Here is a 20301-nt window from a genome sequence, read left to right as displayed (position 1 = left end):
CTATTGCGCGAGGTTGATCGTGGTTTCCAGCCCGGGGTCACAGTTCCGCGCTGCAAACTTCCCGCCATGCATATGTGAGATTGCAGCAACCAGGGCCAGACCCAAACCCGCATTACGCTCTGTCCGCGCTGGATCAAGAGTCACGAAAGGAAGCTGAAGGCGATGCAACTCTTCCACAGGAACGCCGGGTCCACGGTCCCTGACGCTCAACCGAGCAAACCCATCATGCGCGCCGATTGTAATCGTGATCGCCGTGTCCTCTGGCGCGTATCGCATCGCATTTTCAAGCAGATTTGACAGCGCCTGCGAGAGAAGGGGGCGGTGCCCCTGAATGGACGGGGCGGAACCTGTAACCTCCAGCTGCACTCGCTGATCGGCGGCGACGGGATCATAAAGTTCGACGACATCACCAACCAATTGCTGCAAGTCGATGGTTTCGAATTGCTCGCGCCCCAGACCGGCCTCAGCACGTGAAATTTCGGTGAGCTGCCCCAACACCCGCAAGACATGATCGATCTCACCCGTTGCCCGCGCAATGTCGATCTCGCGATCCAGCTCGCTTTTGCCGGGTTCCGAAAGGGCTTCGACCCTTTGACGCAGGCGAGACAGCGGCGAACGCAGGTCGTGTGCAATTGAGTTTGAGGTCGTGCGAAGATTGCTGATCAACTCCTCGATCCGGTCGAGCATGTTGTTTAACGTGCCCGAGACCTGATCAAACTCGTCCCCGGTTCCACGAAGGGGCATCCGTCTGGACAGATCGCCCGATACGATATTCTCGGCCGTGCTGGCCATATCGGAAAGGCGCGAAAACACCAGCCGTGTGAACAGCCAACCGGTGATGACACTGAGAACCAAGGCAATTCCCAGCGCCAGTGCGACGGATCGGAACAGCACCCTGTCGAACTGCTGGCGCGTCGCGGCGTCACGGCCAACCAAAAGACGTTCCCCACCGGGCAGGCGGATGGACGCGGCTGAAACAGGCAAGAGTTGATCATTGTCGGCGCGACGCAGTTCAAGGTCTACCCAACCGCTTCCGGCGGCAATGTTCACTGGCCAGGATTTCAAATTACCCACCAGCTTCACGCCCAGCCGATCCGTCAAAAGATAGAGCGCGTCACGCTCTGAAGCGCTTGGCAGGCGGCGTTCGATGGCGGTGATCAGACCGATTAGCCCACGTCTTTCATATTCATCTGCCAGCCCCGTCAATTCGGCTGATACAACCGAGCGGGTTTCCGACTCGATGCTTCGGTTGGCGGTCACATAAACAACTGCGAGCACAGATGCTGTTAGAAAGGTGCTCAGGAACATGCTGGTGGCGACCAGCCTTGTGCGGGAATTATTCAGGGAAAGCCGAAGGTTATCCATCGGACATCATGTAACCCGCTCCGCGGACAGTTTCAATCAACGGCGCATCGCCGCCTTCATCCAACTGCCGCCGCAGTTTTGAGATATGGACGTCCACAACGTTGGTGTTCGGGTCAAAGTGATAGTCCCAAACCCCTTCCAGCAACATGGTGCGCGACACCACACGGTTCTTGCGGCGCAGGAAGAACTCAAGGATCTGAAACTCACGAGGGGTCAGGGTGATCTCGTGCCCGTCGCGCGTGACCTTGCGGGTCAACAGATCCATTTGCAGATCCTTGCAGGTCAAGGTCGGCGCCTCTTCGGATTCCTGAGGGCGGCGCAGCAGAGCCTCGATCCGGGCGTGCAACTCCTGGAACGAGAAGGGCTTGACCAGATAATCGTCAGCGCCCGAACGCAGGCCCTTTACCCGTTCGTCCACGGCGCTCATGGCCGTCAGCATCAATACAGGGGTTTTCAACCCGGCTGCCCGCAGGGACTTGATCAGCGACAGCCCATCGAGGCCGGGCAACATCCTGTCCAGAACAATAGCGTCAAACCCTCCGTCGGTGGCATGGTACAACCCCTCGCGACCATCGGCTGCGGTTTCGACCACGTAACCCTCTTCCCCAAATCCTTTGGCGATGAAGTCCCTGGTGTCAGCATCATCTTCGACGATCAACAGGCGGCGGCTCATGGTCGGGCTCCTTTCTTTCGGGATTTAAACACAAATTTCGGGTAAAGCACATGGTTTGAAGAAGTTCTTGCCGGGTGCTGGGCCTGCACCCGGCAAGCCCGGCGGATAGTGGACAACTCTGTTCCGCCGGGTGAGGCGCGCGCCGAAAATCCCCATCAAGCGGCGCACGCTTTTTTAGATTAGGCCAGTTCGACCGCGACGAATATCTGGCTGCCGCCGCGATTGATCAGCACAAGGGCAGGATCGGTTTTTTCGCTGTCCAGTGCTGCCATCAGCGCATCAGGTGTAAAGGTGTCCTGATTGCCCAGCTTGACGATCACATCGCCTCGCTGCAGGCCGGCTTTTGCCGCCGGGCTGTCCGGCTTCAGATCTGTGACCACAACGCCTTCGACGGTTTCGGCAACACCTGTTTCCGCGCGGGCCGTTTCAGTCAGAGGGGCGACCGTTACACCAAGCGATGTGCCTGCGACCTCAGCTTCGACCGGTTCATCAACCTGAGCGGACGCGGCCTGATGCTGACCAACGGTCAGCGTAACCGTTTCCTGTTTGCCATCCCGCAAAACGGTCAGAGTGCTGTCTGTTCCAACTTTGGTCGTGCCCACAAGGATCGGCAGATCACCACTTGAGTCGACGGCCTCGTCATTGAAGGACAGGATCACGTCACCTTGTTTCAGGACGCCATCTGCCGGGCTGTCAGTAACCACGTCGGACACGAGCGCGCCAGAAGAGGCATCGATGCCCAACGCCGCCGCGAGTTGCGGGCTGACGTTTTGGATCGAAACACCCAGCCAGCCGCGGCTAACCTGGCCATCGTCGCGCAGATCGGCTGCGATGTGCTCGACAATGTTCGATGTCACCGCAAAACCCAGGCCAACTGATCCACCGCTGGGCGAATAGATGGCCGAATTCACGCCAACAACTTCACCTTCCATGTTGAACAGGGGGCCACCCGAGTTACCCTTGTTGATCGCAGCGTCCGTCTGGATGAACTCCGCATACGGACCTTCCGAGATGTTACGTCCTTTGGCCGAAACGATGCCGGTCGTGACAGTCGAGCTCAGACCGAAGGGATTGCCGATGGCGACAACGTCTTCGCCTACGCGGATCGTGTCACTGTCACCCAGTTCAACAGCTTGTAGGTCCGTATCGGCGTCGATTTTCAGCACTGCGATATCTGTCAGCGGGTCGGTTCCGATCACTTCGGCTTCATAGCTGCGATCATCGCTGAGCCGAACCGTCACGGTCGAGGCGTTGTCGACGACATGGTGATTGGTGACGATGTATCCGGCTTCATCCAGAACAAAGCCCGAGCCCAGGCCCTGTGCCGGGCCGCGCTGTGGCATGTCGAACCCTTCAGGACCGTCAAATCGTTTGAAGAATTCACCGAAGGGATGTCCTTCGAAATCAAAGTTCTGAGCCGGAGTGGGGGCCGTGTCCTGTTCGGCGATGATGGTTACGACCGACGGTGAAACGGTTTCGACCAGATCGGCCAGCGCTTCGTCCGCCATCGACGGCATGGCGGTCGTTGCCAGCAATGCGGCGCCGAGTGCGCTGACGCCCACCCAGTTCGATGTACGGGGAAGTAGAAGCGAGGATTTGCGGATGCTCATTTGTGTCTCCTGTTATTATCACGCAGCTGCGAATGCGCGTTGAGACACCAGATGCCTGTTCAGGATTGGGGTTTCCTGACTGCTCAATTAATAAATCTTAATTTTGCCACAAAGCCGGTGTTGTGTGACGGCGGACGTCAGTCGGGATTCGCAAAATTTCCCGGTTCGGGCACGGGCGAATCGGAGGATTGTTGCTAAAATTGACGTCAAACTTTCAAAAACATTGAATTTGCTTTGTTTTGTTGACAATGATTTCCCTGATTTGGGGGCAAAAAGACTGCTCTTCCAATGGTTGTGGGCGAGCCCGTGTTGCGCGGGGCTTGACACAATTATTGTGCTGCTGACTGGGTGAATAAGCTCATAAGTTTGCGCTTAATCTCGAATCGTTGACGTGTTCACAACTTCACTTTCTCCCTAGGGTTGAGTGTGCGCGTGCGTGATGTTGCGCAAAAGTCATTCGTCTCAAAGCCAAATTAACCCTTTCCTCCAATTTTACATTGTTTCGAAGGATCAGATCAGTGAGGATGAAGGTGCCCAAGTGAGGGGGACCAAAAGCGCTAGGGGGCGCTGGCGGTCAACTCGATCACCAAAAGTGATAGCGGCGTGTTAACGAGGGGGTCTTGTTTAGGTTTGGCTGTTTGATAGCCGGAGCGTCTTGAAGGCGCACTGGCCGCACTTTGGAGATTGAACAAAGTGGTAGTCCTGTTTTGGGCACCGGCCCGGTCGAAAGACCGGGCCGTGTTTTTTATGGGGTGCGGTTCGCGTGCCAATCTGTCCAATCTTCCGGGGTATCCAGATCCAACAACGCGTTTTGGCCCGGCAGGGTTTGCAAGTGAACCTTGCCGCGCTGTTTCCGTACAACCGCCTGCGCACCGTCATCCCCTTGCAGTTCCGAAAGTTGGCCGAAGAGAGATTTGTCAAACACCACTGGGTGACCGGGTTTTCCATCCTCGGTTGTTCCGCGCCAGATTAAATTGTCAGGATAGGTTTGCCGCGCTTGCAGGATCATCCTCAGATCGGTTGCAGTCAGATCAGGCAAATCAGCAAGCAATACCATTGCAGCTGGTGCATCAGGAGGCAACTTTTGGATCGCGGCGCGCAAACTGGCGTTCATACCTTCCGCAGCGTCTAAAACCGGGACGACCTGAACGTCCAGACCGTCAAGCGCCTCATATCTTGGGTGCGGTTGTGGGGGTAGGGCGACGATAACAGGCCCGACAGAGCGGGCCATGGTTGCGGATCGGGTGAGAAGCGGAACTCCGTCGACGGGCTGCATCAGTTTATCGATACCGCCCATGCGGCTGGATTGGCCGGCGGCAAGCAGAATGATGGGAATCTCAGTCATTTCGCCACAATGCCGTCGGCTCAAGCCCAAGTCATCCCCTCATTCGGGCTCCATCCGCATCAAACAAAGGCGTCGAGATGACCTTGGCCTTTCGCATCTGTCCCAGGATCTCGATTTCCACCTCAAGCCCGTCGGCGACGCGTTCAGACGGCAAAAAGCCCATGGCGACGGATTTCTGAGCGTAGTGGGAATAGCCGCCTGACGTGCAGAACCCGACAACAGTGCCGTCCAACCAGATGGGTTCATAAGCGTTGACGTCGGCGTCATCGGCCTCGACCTCGAATGCAACCAAGGTGCGTGAAGTGCCTTCGGTGTGTTCCGCGTCAGCAGCTGTACGACCTATGAAGTCAACGTTCTTTTGGAACGATATGAATCTGTCCAGCCCGGTTTCCGCAGCAGTGTAGTCGGGTGAAAATTCCCGCATCCATGAGCCGAAGAACTTGTCCAGACGCAGGCTCATCATCGCGCGCATTCCGAAAGGTACCATGCCGTGGGGTTGTCCGGACTTCCACAGTGTCCACCAAAGTTGCCGCTGCGCCATCGGATCGCAGTAGATTTCATAGCCAAGATCGCCGGTATAGCTGACCCTTTGCACGATGCAGTCCGTCATGCCAACGGTCATACGGCGCACGTCGAGAAAGTGGAAATCGCTCAGGTCATCACGGGTACACGCAGCCAGAATCTGCGTTGCCTTGGGGCCTGCAATCTGAAACCCGTTCAGACGGTCGCTGATATTCTCGATTGTCACGCCATCCTGGGCGTTTTGCTCGAACCAACGCGTGTGGAAGGCCTGACTGCCATATGAAGCCGTAAGCTGAAATTCGGTTTCGCTTAGGCAGGACACCGTGAAATCGCCGATCAGTTTACCCTTGTGCGACAGCATCGGCGTCAATGACAACCGTCCGGGTTTCGGAATACGACCAGCCATGATCCGATCCAGCCAATCGCGTGCGGCTGATCCCGTAATGCGGTACTTGCCAAAATTGTGGACTTCGTTGATGCCCACACCTTCGCGCACAGCGCGCACTTCGCGACCGGTCGCCTCAAACGCGTCCGAACGCCGGAACGAAGGCGTCTCATAACCCGGCTCATCGCCCTGCGCGAAGTAATTGGCGACTTCCAGCCCATATTGCTGCCCCCAGACGGCGCCGAGATCGCTAAAGATGTCGTACATCGGGGTCGAGCGATTGGGGCGCGCGGCGGGCAGTTCTTCGTTCGGATAGGCGACGCTAAAGCGTTTCTGATAGTTCTCGATCACTTTTGGGCGCGTATAGCCAGGGCTGATCCAGTCGCCAAACCGTGCCACATCCATGGCAAAGACATCACGTTCGGGCTCACCCTCGATCATCCATTGCGCCAGTGTCAGGCCAACGCCGCCACCCTGACTGAACCCGGCCATGACACCGCAGGCCGACCAATAGTTGCGCATACCCGGAACCGGGCCGACCAGAGGGTTGCCGTCGGGCGCAAAGGTGAACGGGCCGTGAATAACCGATTTCACACCGGCCTCGGCCAGAACCGGGAAGCGGCGATATGCGAACTCGATACTGTCGGTGATCTTGTCATAATCGTCAGGCAGCAATTCGTGGCCAAACTCCCACGGCGTGCCGTCAACGGCCCAGGGTTTGCAGGGTTGTTCATAGAACCCGATGCACAAACCGCGCCCTTCCTGCCGAAGATAGCTTTCACCTGCCGGGTCCATGACGTGCGGGTGCTCTCCACCGGCGTCGATGATCGCTTCGATCTGGGAGATCGCGTCGGTCACCAGATACTGATGCTCCATCGGGTGCAGGGGGAAGTAGACCCCGGCCATTGCGCCCACTTCACGCGCCCAAAGACCGCCTGCATTGACGACATGCTCGGTGTGAATGGTGCCTTTGTCGGTCACGACATCCCAGGTTCCGTCCGAGCGCTGGTTGGTTTCACGCACCATGCAATGGGTTTCGATCGTGGCACCGCCCATACGGGCAGCCTTGGCATAGGCATGCGTGGTGCCGGATGGGTCGAGATGCCCGTCCAGAGGATCATAGAGCGCGCCGATAATGCCATCGGTGTTGGTGATCGGAGCGATCTTCTTGATCTCTTCCGGTCCGACGATTTCTGTTTCAAGCCCCATGAACCGGTGTTTGGCGCGCTCGGCCAGAAGCATGTCGAACCGGTCCTGATTGTCAGCCAACGTCACGCCGCCCACATGGTGAAGGCCACAGGACATGCCGGTGATCTCTTCAAGCTCTTTATACAGCCGGATCGTATAGCCTTGCAGCGCAGCCATATTGGTGTCGCCGTTCAGGGTGTGAAATCCGCCCGCCGCGTGCCAGGTCGATCCGCTGGTCAATTCGGACCGTTCCAGCAGCATGACGTCAGACCAGCCCAACTTTGTCAGGTGATACAGGACCGAGCAGCCGACAACGCCGCCGCCGATGACCACCACGCGAGTTTGAAGTTTCATAAGGGCCTCCCACTGGTTTTCGCCAGTGTGCTTGGCGTGGGTCAGAGCGCAATGTCAAAAGCGACAAAACTTGTCGCGGAAGTCATTCGCTGACTTGGGCAAAAGCCCCGGAGCCCGTCTCGAAAATGCACCCGACCTAACGCGTGTTGTGGATAGCGCCCTTGGTGTCCTGACGGGGATGTATTTCTTGCGTTGTTGGTTCGCGCACGACCAGTACCCAAAGCCGGTGCTCCGTTTCGGGCACCGGCTTTTTGGATAAGCTAGAGGGGACGTACTTTCAGTCCGGTAATGCGGTTGCCTTCGCGTGCCGTGACCTCGAACCGGAAACCGTGGAACGAAAACACCTGACCAACGACAGGGATCATCTGTGCCTCGTGAATCACCAGACCGGCTAGGGTGTTGGCCTCTTCATCCGGCAGTGACCAGTCCAGCGCGCGGTTGGCGTCACGGATGGTCATGGCACCTTCGACCAGGAACTGGCCATCATCAGTGCGGGTCACCGGAACGTCTTCCTCGATGTCGAATTCATCGGCGATCTCACCCACGATCTCTTCGAGAATGTCTTCCAGAGTGATCAGGCCGCGCAGTGAGCCATATTCATCCACCACCAGCGCAAAATGGCTGTGCATCCGCAGGAATTCCCGCATCTGGTCGTCCAGCGTGGTGGTTTCGGGCACGAAATAGGGATCGTTGGCCACTTTGCCGATGTCAAAGCTGGCCAGTCGTTCGGCGCTGCCGTCGCTGCCTCCAGCCTGCGCGTACATCGCGCGGAAAAGGTCCTTGGCATGGACAACGCCGACGATATTTTCCGGCTCATCCCTGAAGACAGGCAAACGCGTATGGGGGCTCTCAAGACATTGTTTCAGGATCGCCTCGGGTGCGGCATCTGCGTCGATCATCTCGATGTTCGAGCGGTGCAACATGATCTCTTCCACCGCCCGGTCGCCCAGATCCAGCGCGCCCAGGATGCGGTCGCGGTCTTCCTTTTCGACTACACCTTCGGAATGGCCCAATTGCAGGGCCCCGGCGATTTCTTCACGAACGGCCAGAATGTTGCTGTCGGGATCGATCTGCACGCCGAACAGGCGCAATACACCGCGCACCAGCAATCGCACGGCTGCGACGATGGGCGAAAATACCGTGACAACCACGCTGATGATCGGCGCAACCGCTGCGGCGGCTTTCTCGGAATTGGTGATGGCGTAGGTCTTGGGCAGCACTTCGGCAAAGATCAGAACCAGCAAGGTCATGACCAGCGTCGCCAAAGCCACGCCGCTTTCACCAAACAGCCGCGTGAACAACGCCGTCGCAAGCGATGCCGCGAGGATGTTGACGAGGTTGTTACCCAGCAGAACCGATCCGATCAGACGTTCATTGTCGTCGGTGATTTCCAGCGCCTTTTTCGCCCCGCGTGAACCCTTGTCGGCCTGTGCCCTCAGTTTTCCGCGTGAAGAGGCCGTAAGTGCCGTTTCCGAGCCCGAAAAAAAGCCGGACAAGATCAGCAATAAGAGGATCGCGCCTGACGTAAACCAGAATGCGCCGTCGATCAGAGAAGGTGAGGGTTCCATTGGTCCTTGGTGGTTTAGGGTGATGCATCCGTTATGGGGATACTGCCCCGCTGGATCAAGGGCTTAGCCCTTGTCTCCGTCCGGGTCTTTGCTCAGCGGGTGATGTTGCAACACCAGTTCCGCTAGCCGTTCATCCAGAACATGGGTGTAAATCTCGGTCGTGGCGACGTCAGCATGACCCAACAGTGTTTGGATCGAGCGCAGATCGGCACCGTTCGCCAGCAGATGCGTGGCAAAGGCGTGGCGCAAGGTGTGCGGCGTGACTTTTTCCGGCGACACGCCACCCTGAACTGCCAGTTCCTTGACCAGCAGAAAGAACCTGTGTCGCGTCAAATGGCCGGATTTGCCGCGCGAAGGAAACAGAAAACGCGATCTTTGACCGCCTTTCTCTACGGCCTGATCTTCGATCTCGTCCCGAACTGTCAGCCACGCGGCCAACGCGTCCCGCGCCGGTGGCGACAGCGGTACCATGCGTTCCTTGCCACCTTTCCCCATAACCAGCAGCATCCGCGGATCGCCTCGGGCCGAGGAGACGGGCAGGGACACAAGTTCGGTCACGCGCATTCCTGTGGCGTAAAGAACCTCCATCAGACAAGTGTTGCGCACCCGATCTGCTTTGGTGCGTCCGGTTTGTCGTGCGGCTTCGAGCAGGCGATCAACCTCGGGCACGTCCAGCGTTTTCGGCAACCGTTTCTGGCGGCCCGGACCTTTGATCTGAATGGCGGGATTCGTCTCGCGCCAGCTTTCTTCGAAGGCAAATCGATAGAGTTGTTTGATGGCCGACAAGCGCCTCGCGCGGGTTGAACGTGACAGGCCCTGTGCGTCGCAGTCGATCAAGTAGGCCTCGATCTGATCACGATCTGCTTGGTCAAACCCGGAAGACCTGTGTTCCAACCATGCGGCCAGATCCTTCAGGTCGCGCCCATAGGCCAGCAATGTATTTGTCGCTGCCCCCAATTCGGCCGCCTGAGCCTGCAAGAAGGTCGAAATCCATAGCTCGTTTGATGCCGGTGCGCTCATGATCACCGCTCTTGCAGGATCAACAGGGTCAGTGCTGCACGCCGCGCAGTGTCTTCCAAGCCCACGCGCCGGAAAGTTGCGATTGCGGCGGTCAGATCCACCAGATTGCCCCGTGCGCCATGCGCAAAAAGCTGCACTGCTTCCAGTATCGCTTCACCAAGCTGACCGTTGGCAAGTAGCGCGTCGATGTCGTTGGGCACCGGTGCCGCCCACGCAAATCCCTGCGCAACTGCATCCGCCCATGGGGAAGGGGATGTCGCACGCCCCGGATCACCTTGCGCCAAAGCCGCAAGGAACAGTGACTCGGTGGACGCGTCAGGCGTGGACAGGGCGGCTTGTTCGTAAAGACCCGACAGCATCAGAACGCGCCAGCGCAAGTTTTCAGTCGCAGGTACATCCAAGGACAAATGCGACAAACGCTCGGCGAACAGTTCGGCAAAAGGCACTTCAAGCCCGACGTTTCGCATCTGCTGCCAGACCGGTGGCAGAGTCTTACCAATGGCTTCCGAATTGCCGGTATCCAGCGCGCTTTCAAACCGTTGAATGGCCGCAACCCTGTCCCAGACCGCACCGGACGCTGCCGGAGACCGCTCGGTGTAAAGGCCCAGCAATTGATTGGGTGTCAAAGCGCCAATACGCGTGAGCCGTTCGGCAGCTTCGATCTGCGCTTTCCATCCCGCCACATCTCGCAGGTCAGCGTTGGCAAACGCGCGGGGCAGCGGGGCAGAGGGAAGACGCTCTCCGATTGCCTCAAACAGGCGAAAACTCAGCGGGTCCGGGTTTTCGGGTTGAGGCAGATAAGCAGCGCCTTCGTAGAGTTCTGGACTCAGAAATCGATCAAGAACGGCAAGGTCTTCCGGCGGCAAAACCTCAAGCGCATGCGCGGCTTCCAGCGTCAGCGCTGCGGACGCCCAATCCCCCCGACGAGCTTTGCAGAACACTTGTGCTGCATAATCTCTGGACAGATGTGGTTCAGCGATCAGGGCGGTGCAACTGCGATCCTCGTCGCCGGTCAGCAGCGTGGCATCGAACCAGCGTTGAAACCGGTCCTGAGAATCCGTTGGTCCCGCCAGTTGGACAAGCGATTGAGCGGGATCGGCCGCGCCCAGCTGCATCAATCGATCCAGTCGCGCCAGCAACAACACCTCTTCAGCTTCCGGCCCGGCGGGAGCACGGGTTTCTGACAGAAGCAATGTAAACAACAACCGCTGCATTGCCGGATTACCGCGAACGGGTGTTTTTGCAATCAATTCCGCAAGTCGGTCCGCATCGCTGTTGTGCCACAAATCCACCGGCAATCCAGTCACCGAAGACGACACTAGACCCAGCGGTTGTGACAGCGCTTCGAGCGGGGTCACTTCGACATCGGGCAATCCGCCATTCTGCGCGACCGGAGGTTCAAGCAAAACCGTTCCGGGCAGGTTTTCCGGAGGGTTCGCCAGCCATTCGATTGCAGATAGCGGGGCTTGCGCCTGCGCCGAACCAGCCAGAAAGATCGCCAACAGCGCCTGTTTAGTTGACATCCAATTCGACCGGTTCGCGGATTTCACTTTGCGGTGCAGAGAAATCCGCGCCAAAGAACGGGCCGACATAGGCATAGGCAACCAGCCCAATGAATCCCAGGCAAAGAACATATATCAGGAACTTAATCAGACGGCCCATGGCGCCACGCTGCCTCAATTTTTGATTTTGGCCAAGTTATAACTGGCATTTTTCCTAAGATCACGTCATTCACGGTTAAATGAGCGAAATTAAGCATAACACGCATCCAGCGGACACGCAGGCCGGTTTTGATTTGCACAAAACCGTTGTTTTGGTGGGCATGATGGGGGCTGGCAAGACCGCTGTGGGTCGTGCATTGGCCGCCAGACTGGGTGTTCCGTTTCTGGACAGCGATGCTGAGATCGAATCAGCCGCCAACATGACCATTCCCGAGATATTCGAGCGCGACGGTGAGCCTTTTTTCCGCACCAAAGAATCTCAGGTCATCGGGCGCTTGCTGGATGAGAAGAAAGGCATTCTTTCAACGGGTGGCGGGGCGTTCTTGCAGCCCGAGAACCGCCGCATGATTACCGAAAAAGGTGCTGCGGTCTGGCTGCGGGCGGACCTAAACGTTCTGTGGAACCGCGTTCGCCACAAAGATACGCGCCCGTTGCTGCGTACCGCCGATCCGTATGCAACGTTGAAGTCCCTCTACGAAGCCCGCGTTCCGGTATATGCCCAAGCTGATCTGACGGTTGAATCGGATGGCGAGACTTCGATCGAAAATATGGTTGGCCGCGTTGTCGACGCTTTGTTGGCGCGCCCTGATGTTTTGGAACACAAGTAAATGCATCAAACAGTACATGTGGAACTGGGTGACCGGTCGTATGACGTTGAGATCGGGCCGGATCTTCTGGCGCGGGCCGGAGAATGGATTTCACCACTGCTGGCTCGGTCAAAAGTCGCGGTTTTGACGGATGAGAACGTTTCCGATCTGCATCTGGAAACTCTACGCGCCGGGTTGAACGCTGCGGGCATTGAGATGTCCGCACTGGCCCTGCCAGCCGGAGAGGCCACCAAAAGCTGGCCGCATTTTGAACGCGCCGTTGAGTGGCTGCTGGCTGAGAAAGTCGAGCGTCAGGACGTTGTCGTGGCCCTTGGCGGTGGGGTTATTGGTGACCTGGCTGGTTTTGCAGCGGCGGTTCTGCGGCGCGGTGTTCGGTTTGTGCAGATCCCGACATCTTTGCTGGCGCAGGTCGACAGCTCGGTGGGTGGAAAAACCGGGATCAACGCACCTCAGGGAAAAAACCTGATTGGCGCGTTTCACCAACCTTCGCTGGTACTGGCTGATACTTCGGTGCTGGGCACCATGACGCAGAGGGATTTTCTGTCCGGCTATGGTGAGGTTGTTAAGTACGGACTGCTAGGCGATGCAAACTTCTTTGAATGGCTTGAGAAAAACGGTCCAAGTGTTTCCAACGGTGACATGGCGGCCCGCGTGCACGCAGTCACGCGTTCGGTTCAAATGAAAGCCGATATCGTGGCGCGGGATGAAACCGAACAAGGCGACCGCGCCCTTCTCAATCTTGGGCATACGTTCTGCCATGCTCTGGAGGCTGCGACGGGTTATTCCGACCGTCTTTTACATGGCGAAGGCGTGGCCATCGGCTGTGCACTGGCGTTTGAACTGTCATCCCGCCTTGGCCTGTGTTCGCAAGAAGACCCAAGCCGGGTGCGTGCGCATTTGCGGGCGATGGGGATGAAAACCGATCTGGCCGATATTCCGGGCGACCTACCAAACGCCGAGGCGCTGGTAGATCTTATGGGACAGGACAAGAAAGTTGTGGACGGGCAGCTTAGGTTTATTCTGGCGCGCGGGATTGGGCAGGCTTTCGTGACCTCAGATGTACCGAAAGATGCGGTTCTGTCGGTTTTGTCGGACGCCCTCGCGACGGCTTGACCGAAAACCCTAACGACCCTGAATGACCATCAGCTCGCCGATGTTTTCCCGCGTGATGTAACCCATCATGCGCCCGGACCGGGTGACCACCGAGATGGCCGGAGCACCCTTGTGCAGATGTTCCAATACGGCTTCCAGGCCGGTGGTCAACGAAACCGCAGGGATATCCGCGTCCATGATCGAGGTCGCCGGTGCTGATCTGGGTTGATCACTTGCCAACGCAGCGAACAGCCGATCACGGGTCACAAAACCAAGCAGAGCATGTTCAGCATCAAGCACGGGAAACTCGTGCTGCGTAGTGTGGATCACGGCTTGTGCCGCCGTGCTCAGCGTGTCGTTGGGGGATAGCGCGTGAAATTCTGTGATCATCGCATCGCGTGCCAATACACGGCGAGCAGCAGATCGCAACGCGACGTCCTGACTTTCGGCATTGGCCGCGATGAACACAAACACTGCAATCAGAACCAGGAAGGGGTTGCCCGAACTCAGTCCGAAAAAGCCAAGGCCCACGGCTACGATCTGGCCGCCGACCGCGGCCACGCGCGTGGCTTTGACACGATCCATGCGCAGACACAGAAGGGCGCGGAAAACGCGGCCTCCATCCATGGGGAAGGCGGGGATCATGTTGAACACAGCCAGCAGCAGATTGATGTAAGCCAGCCTGTTCAGAAACCCGACACCCGGTGAATCGAGCTGGGATAATGTCTCAATCGGCAGCCCTGCGCCCAATGCGACAAGAATGATCCAGATGACGATATTTACCGCAGGACCGGCCAGGGCCACCAGAACTTCCTGCATCGGCTTTTCGGGCATTCTTTCCAGCCGGGCCAACCCGCCGATGGGCAGCAGGGTTATGTCAGGGGTTTTGATTCCATAACGCCGGGCCATAAGGGCGTGACCGAATTCATGCGCAACAACGCAGGCAAACAGCGCCAGAACAAAGATCAGGTTTTCAATAGCCGCAGGCAGGCCACCGGCGGAGTAGGCGGCAAAACCGACCCAGGCCAAAAGCAGGAAAAAGGTGACATGGACCCTCAGTTCGGAACCGAGCAATCGGCCGAGAGAGAAGGACCATGTCATGTTGTGTCTCCGTTTTGCTTAGAACGGAATCTCGTCGTCGTCGATTCCGCCCGATGCAGGCGCCGGAGAGCTGGACGGACCACCATAAGGATCCCCATATCCACCACCGGCTTGGCCGCCGCCGTAACCACCACCGCCGCCGCCACCTTCACCACGGCTGTCGAGCAAGGTCAGTTCTCCGCGATAAGGGCGCAGGACAACTTCGGTCGAATAACGGTCCTGACCGGACTGATCCTGCCATTTGCGGGTTTCCAGCTGGCCTTCGATGTAAACCTTGCTGCCTTTGCGCAGATATTGCTCGGCAATACGGGCCAACGGCTCCGAGAAGATGGCGACCGAGTGCCACTCTGTCCGCTCACGGCGTTCACCTGTGTTGCGGTCCTTCCAGTTTTCCGAGGTGGCAATGCGCAGATTGCACACTTTGCCGCCGTTTTGGAACGACCGGACCTCGGGGTCGCGGCCAAGATTTCCGACCAGAATGACCTTGTTGACTGAACCCGCCATGTAATTCCTCGTTCTGTTTTCACGTATATGCGCCGAATCTGGCGCGACTTGTTTTGTGAGACCCTATACGGCCTGCATCATGGTTGAAAACAGTAGATACAACAGTGTTGAACAAGAGTCTTACTTTGGTCGTTACCACGCTTTCATTTTCGCCGCGAATACCTATACTCTGACTGGTTTCTTATCGAGCAGGATAGGCATTGATGCGTTCTTGGGTTGCTGGGTTTTCTGTTGTCTGCCTTGTGCTGGCTGTCGCGCCTGTGCAGGCGCAAACGCTGTCGACCAAAAGCCGTAAGGATATTTTTCTGAAGCAATCCAAGGTTTTGGATTCCCGTGCTGCAACGCAATATCGCGATTCCGCTCGGTTGAAGCCCAAAACATCCCGCGCGCAAACCAGCAAGCGTTATACCGGGAAGTATCGCGGCCATTACCTGGACCTGGCGAAGCAGGCGGCCCGACTTCACAACATTCCCGAAGATTTGTTCTTGCGTCTTGTGCAGCAGGAGAGCGGATGGAACCCGCAGGCGAAATCTCACAAAGGCGCGCTGGGATTGGCGCAACTGATGCCTCAAACAGCCGAACTGTTGGGGGTTAACCCGCATGATCCCAAACAGAACCTTGAAGGCGGGGCCAGATACCTGTCCTGGCAGTACCGCAAGTTCAAGTCCTGGCCTCTGGCCTTGGCGGCTTATAACGCAGGGCCAAAGGCTGTGGAAAAGCATGGCGGTATTCCGCCCTACAAGGAAACCCAGAATTACGTGAAGGTTATCTGGGGCGGGTAAACCTCGATGCTGCGGTGCAGAGCGTCCAATTCTTGATTCTGGACAGACTGTCCAACTAACCTGAAAGGGTATCGCCCAGTCACTGGTGAGGCCCCTTATGCCTGTTGATCACCCGCAAATTCCCAAAGAAACACTGGCCAACTGGCAACAGCTGGTGGACCTGGTCGCAGAGCTGGCGGATGTCCCCGCAAGCCTGATCATGAAGACCGATGCGCCGGATCATGCCGTACTGATCACGTCCGATCATCCTGAAAACCCTTATCCAGTTGGCATGAGTTTCCAGCTGAATCCCAAACTATATTGTCAGGGCGTTCTGCAACGCGACGGGGAACTGGTGGTCGAGGACGCCGCTTGTGATCCGGTCTGGGCAGACAATGACGATTTGGAACACGGGATGACCTTTTACATCGGTCTGCCGTTGAAATGGCCTGATGGATCGGTGTTCGGAACAATCTGCGTATTGGATCGAAAACAGAACCGACGCGCTTTGTTGTTTCGCGAAGGACTGGCGCAGTTCGCACGCATGGTCGAGTCGGATTTGGCTTTGTTGCAAGAGGTTTATCTGCGCCGTGCTTTGGAAGAGAAACTGAACGAAACACTGGCGCAGCTTGAAATGCGTGTCTCGGATCGCACGCGGGAATTGCAGGAAACGAACACGGCTCTACGCGTTTTGCTGTCCAGCCTGGATGACGATCGCAAAAGCCGGGATCACGAAATTGTCGAACAGGTGCGCAGCCGAGTTCTGCCATATCTCGAAAAAGTTCGGGCGCAGCTTTCCGGGGATGAGGCGCAATACGTCTATCTTGAGCTAGCCGAAAAGAACCTCAACGAGATTACGTCGTCCTTGTCTGACAAACTGACAGATGCCTTCGCGGCAATGACCCCGACCGAGATTGAAATCGCGCAGATGGTGATGTTTGGGAAAACAACCAAAGACATTGCCAAGGCTTTGTCGCGGGAAACATCGACCATCGATTTTCATCGCAACAATATCCGTCGTAAACTGGGCCTTGAGGGACGCGAGAAGAACCTGCGCAGCCATTTGCTCTCGATTTCGTGATGTCTGAATATGGGGTTTGCCCCCATATTTCACCCCTAATTTTCCGGTCTGAGCCCGTATGCCTTGGCTTGTTACCCTCTGTGGTGAGGTGCGGACAAACTGCACACGTCCAACAGAGAGGTACACAAACATGGATCGAAAAGATCTGAAGCCGACCATCCTGAAAGGAGACAAGGATCAACTGGCGCCGGGGCTGTCGCGCCGGTCGTTCTTTATGGCGGCGGGCGCCGCTGGTGTCGGCGCGACAGCTTCGGTGCTGGGCGCAAAACCGGCCGAGGCGCAATCGCAGGCCTGGTTGCAGCCGGGGAACAACAACCATGTGATCGACCTGCAAGGGTCGACCGGTCAGGCCAGCACCGGGGCCGTTGGCATCGACTATTACGGTCATTGTGCCATCAAAATCACCTCGCCCAACGGGGCGACCGTTCTGTTTGATCCCTGGCGCGATGATCCGTCGGGTGCGTGGGGTCTGTGGTTCCGCAATGAATTCCCCCAGATACCTGTGGACATCACCCTGTCCACCCATGCGCATTTCGATCACGATGCGATTGAACGCCCAAGCTCGACAATGGTGCTGGATCGCATGGTGGGTAACTTTGAGTTTGCCGACGTCAAGATCACTGGCTTTGCCGATAAGCACGCCTGTGTCGCGCCTGGCTGGTATGACTGGACGAACGCACTGGCCGAGTTCGGGGTGGAAGCCTGCCCGCCGAACAATGTCGGTCACATGGATATGGTCGTCTATCTGGTCGAAACCGGGGGCATCCGCACACTGATCTGGGGCGACAACCGCCATAATCCGCCGCAGGAGTTCTGGGATGCGATCGGACAGGTGGATGTTCTGACGCTGCCTGTGGATGGCTCGGAACACATTCTCAGCTTTGATCAGGGAAACGACATCGTCTCCAAGCTTAAGCCCAAGGTCATCATCCCGACCCATTACCTGAATGAGGTCACGTCTTACACTCTGACGACACTGCAAACTGCTGACGACTGGGTGAAAGGGCAGCAGAGCTACAAGATGCTCGACAGTGCCAGCCTGCAGCTCGAAGCCGGGGAGATTGCCGGAATGAATCAGGAGTTCATGCATTTCGGCAATAACGTCATGACCGGTTGAGGTCATTCCGGGGGCTGCCACTCACGTGAAAGTTCTAGCGCCGTTAGTCTCCCCACAAAACCACGGCGCCAACAGAAAGGGCTGGTCCATGACCGGCCCTTTCCAAATCCAATCTGACGGTTACTCCGCTGCGACTTTGATCACAGGTTCCATCCGTGCCAGAATGTCTTCGGCCAGGTGACATTTCACCTGATGCCCATCCGCCAGGGTCTGCACCGGCGGTACATGGGATTCACACCGACCGTCAGGCACTTCGGATTTCCAGCGGCACCGCGTCTGGAACGGGCAACCCGGCGGCGGGCTCATCGCCGATGGGATGTCGCCTTCCAGAACGATATGCTGTTTCTCGATCGACGTATCGGCGATCGGAACCGCACTCAGCAGTGCTTCGGTATAGGGGTGATAGGGTGGGGCAAAGACCTGATCCGTGGTGCCCAGTTCCACCACATGGCCCAGATACATCACCATCACCCGGTCGCTCAGATACCGCACAATCGATAAGTCGTGACTGATGAACAACAGCGTGGTTTTCTGTTCACGCTGAATTTCCATCAACAGGTCGGTCACCGCAGCCTGAACCGAAACGTCCAGCGCCGATACCGGCTCGTCCGCCACCACGATGCGGGCGTCACCCGCAAAGGCACGGGCGATGCCCACACGTTGCTTCTGACCACCAGACAACTGTCGCGGCATCCGATCCGCAAAGGCGCGCGGCAGTTTCACCAGATCCAGCAACTCCAGCATCCGCTTTTTGCGCTCGGCCTCGGAATTGCCGACGCCGAAGATTTCCAGCGCCCGTATGATCTGACGCCCGACCGTCATCGACGGGTTCAAAGTGTCGAACGGGTTCTGGAAGACCATCTGCACTTCGCCAACGGTTTTGGCATCACGCTCCTCGATGGGCACCTGTTCGATATTGCGGTTGTCCAGCAGGATTTGCCCGTCGGTGGCCGTTTCCAGCCCCATGAGAACCTTGGCAAAGGTGGACTTGCCGCAACCGGATTCGCCAACGATCGCCAGAGTCTCGGATTCGTGCGCCTCGAAACTGAGCGTTTCGTTGGCCTTCACAACCTTCGTCTCGCCACCTCCAAACAGCGCGTTTGCCGCAACCTCATAGTATTTCTTGAGGTTGTCCATCTTCAGAACGGTCCGACCAATCTCGGCCTTTTCCTTTTGCTCGCCCACCGTGATCGGCGCGTTCCAATCGATCTCCTGGAATTTCAGGCAGCGCGTGTGATGCCGGTCATTCCCGGGCACCGCTTCCATCAGGATGTCCTTGGCGTCACAGCGACCCTCTTCGAAATAGTCGCAGCGCGGGCCAAAGTTACAGCCCGGAGGCCGCTCATGGGGCAGGGGGAAGTTCCCCGGTATGGCCACCAGAGGACGCGAGTTCTTGTCAGCCCCAGGCAGTGGGATCGACCTGAACAGCGCTTGTGTATAAGGGTGCTGCATCTCGTCGAACACATCCTTGATCGAGCCGCGCTCAACCGCTTCACCCGAATACATCACGCAAAGCCGGTCGCAGGTTTCCAGAACCAGACCCAGGTTGTGCGAGATAAACAGCATCGATGTGCCGTATTTCTTGCCCAAATCCTTGACCAACTCGACCACAGCGGCCTCAACGGTCACGTCCAACGCGGTTGTAGGTTCGTCCAATATCAACAACGCCGGTTTCGACATCAGCGCCATCGCGATCACGATCCGCTGCTGCTGACCACCCGACAACTGGTGCGGGAACGAATTCAGCATCCGCTCGGGGTCCGGCAAGCGTACGTCTGTCACCACTTCCAACGCGCGAGAGTAAGCCTCTTCCTGGCTAACGCCCTCGTGGATCATCGGCACTTCCATCAACTGTTTGCCGATTTTCATCGCCGGGTTCAGCGACGCCATAGGTTCCTGATAGATCATCGCGATCTCATTGCCGCGAATGTCACGCAATTCTTCGGTCGACATCTCTGCCAGATCGCGGCCTTTGAACTTGATCGTTCCGCCGACGATGCGACCGTTCTTGCCAAGGTCCTGCATAACGCCCAGCGCCACGGTTGATTTGCCGCAACCGGATTCGCCGACCAACCCCACCGCCTCGCCGGGCTGTACGCTGACCGAAAAATCCATCACAGCGGGAATTTCCCTCAGACGGGTAAAGAAGGAAATCGAAAGCTTGTCGATCTCCAGAATAGGTCCGTCATAATCCGCCAGTTTGTTCATCTTGTATCTCCTCGCGAGAGTCCGGGGATCCCCTTCATCTGGCTAAAAATATCCCGGGGGTCCGGGGGCAGCGCCCCC

Annotated in this window: 17 protein-coding genes; 5 read left to right on the top strand and 12 right to left on the bottom strand. The window is 57.4% G+C overall.

The genetic code is table 11. From position 1 onward, the window contains the following. From ACR0LF_RS03715 to ACR0LF_RS03675, 9 genes are all read right to left on the bottom strand, one after another. The gene (locus tag ACR0LF_RS03715; RefSeq protein WP_480856032.1) at positions 1-1365 is read right to left on the bottom strand and encodes a sensor histidine kinase; all 1365 of its coding nucleotides are present in this window, start codon (positions 1363-1365) and stop codon (positions 1-3) included. Then, complete coding sequence (locus ACR0LF_RS03710) at positions 1358-2038, bottom strand: response regulator transcription factor (RefSeq protein ID WP_480575140.1); 681 nt, start codon at positions 2036-2038, stop codon at positions 1358-1360. Before ACR0LF_RS03710 ends, ACR0LF_RS03715 begins: the two co-directional genes overlap by 8 nt. A 179-nt stretch (positions 2039-2217) precedes the next feature. Beyond that, positions 2218-3648, bottom strand: coding sequence for a DegQ family serine endoprotease (locus ACR0LF_RS03705; RefSeq protein ID WP_480575137.1), 1431 nt, complete (start codon positions 3646-3648; stop codon positions 2218-2220). 745 nt (positions 3649-4393) lie between these two features. Then, positions 4394-4993, bottom strand: a complete 600-nt coding sequence (locus tag ACR0LF_RS03700) for a nucleotidyltransferase family protein (RefSeq protein WP_480575134.1) — start codon at positions 4991-4993, stop codon at positions 4394-4396. Positions 4994-5024: 31 nt separating this feature from the next. Next, positions 5025-7442: a GcvT family protein gene (locus ACR0LF_RS03695; RefSeq protein WP_480575131.1), complete on the bottom strand. Its 2418-nt coding sequence runs from the start codon at positions 7440-7442 to the stop codon at positions 5025-5027. A 260-nt stretch (positions 7443-7702) separates the two neighbouring features. Further along, positions 7703-9010 carry an HlyC/CorC family transporter gene (locus ACR0LF_RS03690; RefSeq protein ID WP_480575128.1) on the bottom strand — a complete coding sequence of 436 codons (1308 nt, stop codon included), beginning with the start codon at positions 9008-9010 and terminating at the stop codon, positions 7703-7705. A 63-nt stretch (positions 9011-9073) separates the two neighbouring features. Further along, entirely contained in the window at positions 9074-10030 is a 957-nt protein-coding gene (locus ACR0LF_RS03685) for a site-specific tyrosine recombinase XerD (RefSeq protein ID WP_480575125.1), read from the bottom strand. A 2-nt stretch (positions 10031-10032) separates the two neighbouring features. Beyond that, positions 10033-11553 carry a hypothetical protein gene (locus ACR0LF_RS03680; RefSeq protein ID WP_480575122.1) on the bottom strand — a complete coding sequence of 507 codons (1521 nt, stop codon included), beginning with the start codon at positions 11551-11553 and terminating at the stop codon, positions 10033-10035. Further along, positions 11543-11692, bottom strand: a complete 150-nt coding sequence (locus ACR0LF_RS03675; protein WP_480575119.1) for a hypothetical protein — start codon at positions 11690-11692, stop codon at positions 11543-11545. The genes ACR0LF_RS03680 and ACR0LF_RS03675 overlap by 11 nt, the downstream gene beginning before the upstream one ends. Positions 11693-11771: 79 nt before the next feature. Here ACR0LF_RS03675 and ACR0LF_RS03670 point away from each other — a divergent pair, with 79 nt between their 5' ends. After that, positions 11772-12359 (top strand): shikimate kinase, encoded by a 588-nt coding sequence (locus ACR0LF_RS03670; RefSeq protein ID WP_480575116.1) that lies wholly within the window; start codon positions 11772-11774, stop codon positions 12357-12359. Beyond that, complete coding sequence (aroB, locus tag ACR0LF_RS03665; RefSeq protein WP_480575113.1) at positions 12360-13472, top strand: 3-dehydroquinate synthase; 1113 nt, start codon at positions 12360-12362, stop codon at positions 13470-13472. Positions 13473-13481: 9 nt separating this feature from the next. Here the strand turns inward: aroB and ACR0LF_RS03660 are convergent, their stop codons facing one another. Together ACR0LF_RS03660 and ssb are read right to left on the bottom strand one after the other, a co-directional pair. Continuing rightward, complete coding sequence (locus ACR0LF_RS03660; protein WP_480575109.1) at positions 13482-14552, bottom strand: site-2 protease family protein; 1071 nt, start codon at positions 14550-14552, stop codon at positions 13482-13484. Between the two features lie 18 nt (positions 14553-14570). Beyond that, positions 14571-15056: a single-stranded DNA-binding protein gene (gene ssb / locus ACR0LF_RS03655; protein WP_480575106.1), complete on the bottom strand. Its 486-nt coding sequence runs from the start codon at positions 15054-15056 to the stop codon at positions 14571-14573. 203 nt (positions 15057-15259) lie between these two features. Here ssb and ACR0LF_RS03650 point away from each other — a divergent pair, with 203 nt between their 5' ends. From ACR0LF_RS03650 to ACR0LF_RS03640, 3 genes are all read left to right on the top strand, one after another. Beyond that, the gene (locus ACR0LF_RS03650) at positions 15260-15838 is read left to right on the top strand and encodes a lytic transglycosylase domain-containing protein (protein WP_480575103.1); all 579 of its coding nucleotides are present in this window, start codon (positions 15260-15262) and stop codon (positions 15836-15838) included. Between the two features lie 97 nt (positions 15839-15935). Next, entirely contained in the window at positions 15936-16898 is a 963-nt protein-coding gene (locus tag ACR0LF_RS03645) for a LuxR C-terminal-related transcriptional regulator (protein ID WP_480575100.1), read from the top strand. Positions 16899-17028: 130 nt separating this feature from the next. After that, a complete protein-coding gene (locus ACR0LF_RS03640; RefSeq protein WP_480575097.1) occupies positions 17029-18015 on the top strand; it encodes an MBL fold metallo-hydrolase in 987 nt (328 codons plus the stop codon). 120 nt (positions 18016-18135) lie between these two features. On the opposite strand, the gene ACR0LF_RS03635 is transcribed toward ACR0LF_RS03640, so the two are convergent. Further along, entirely contained in the window at positions 18136-20223 is a 2088-nt protein-coding gene (locus tag ACR0LF_RS03635) for a dipeptide ABC transporter ATP-binding protein (protein WP_480575094.1), read from the bottom strand. Positions 20224-20301 lie beyond the last annotated feature (78 nt).

The sequence above is a fragment of the Ruegeria sp. E8 genome (assembly GCF_056533985.1).
The sequence above is the reverse complement of the archived record's forward strand: the minus strand, read 5'-3'. Positions and strand labels throughout refer to the sequence as shown.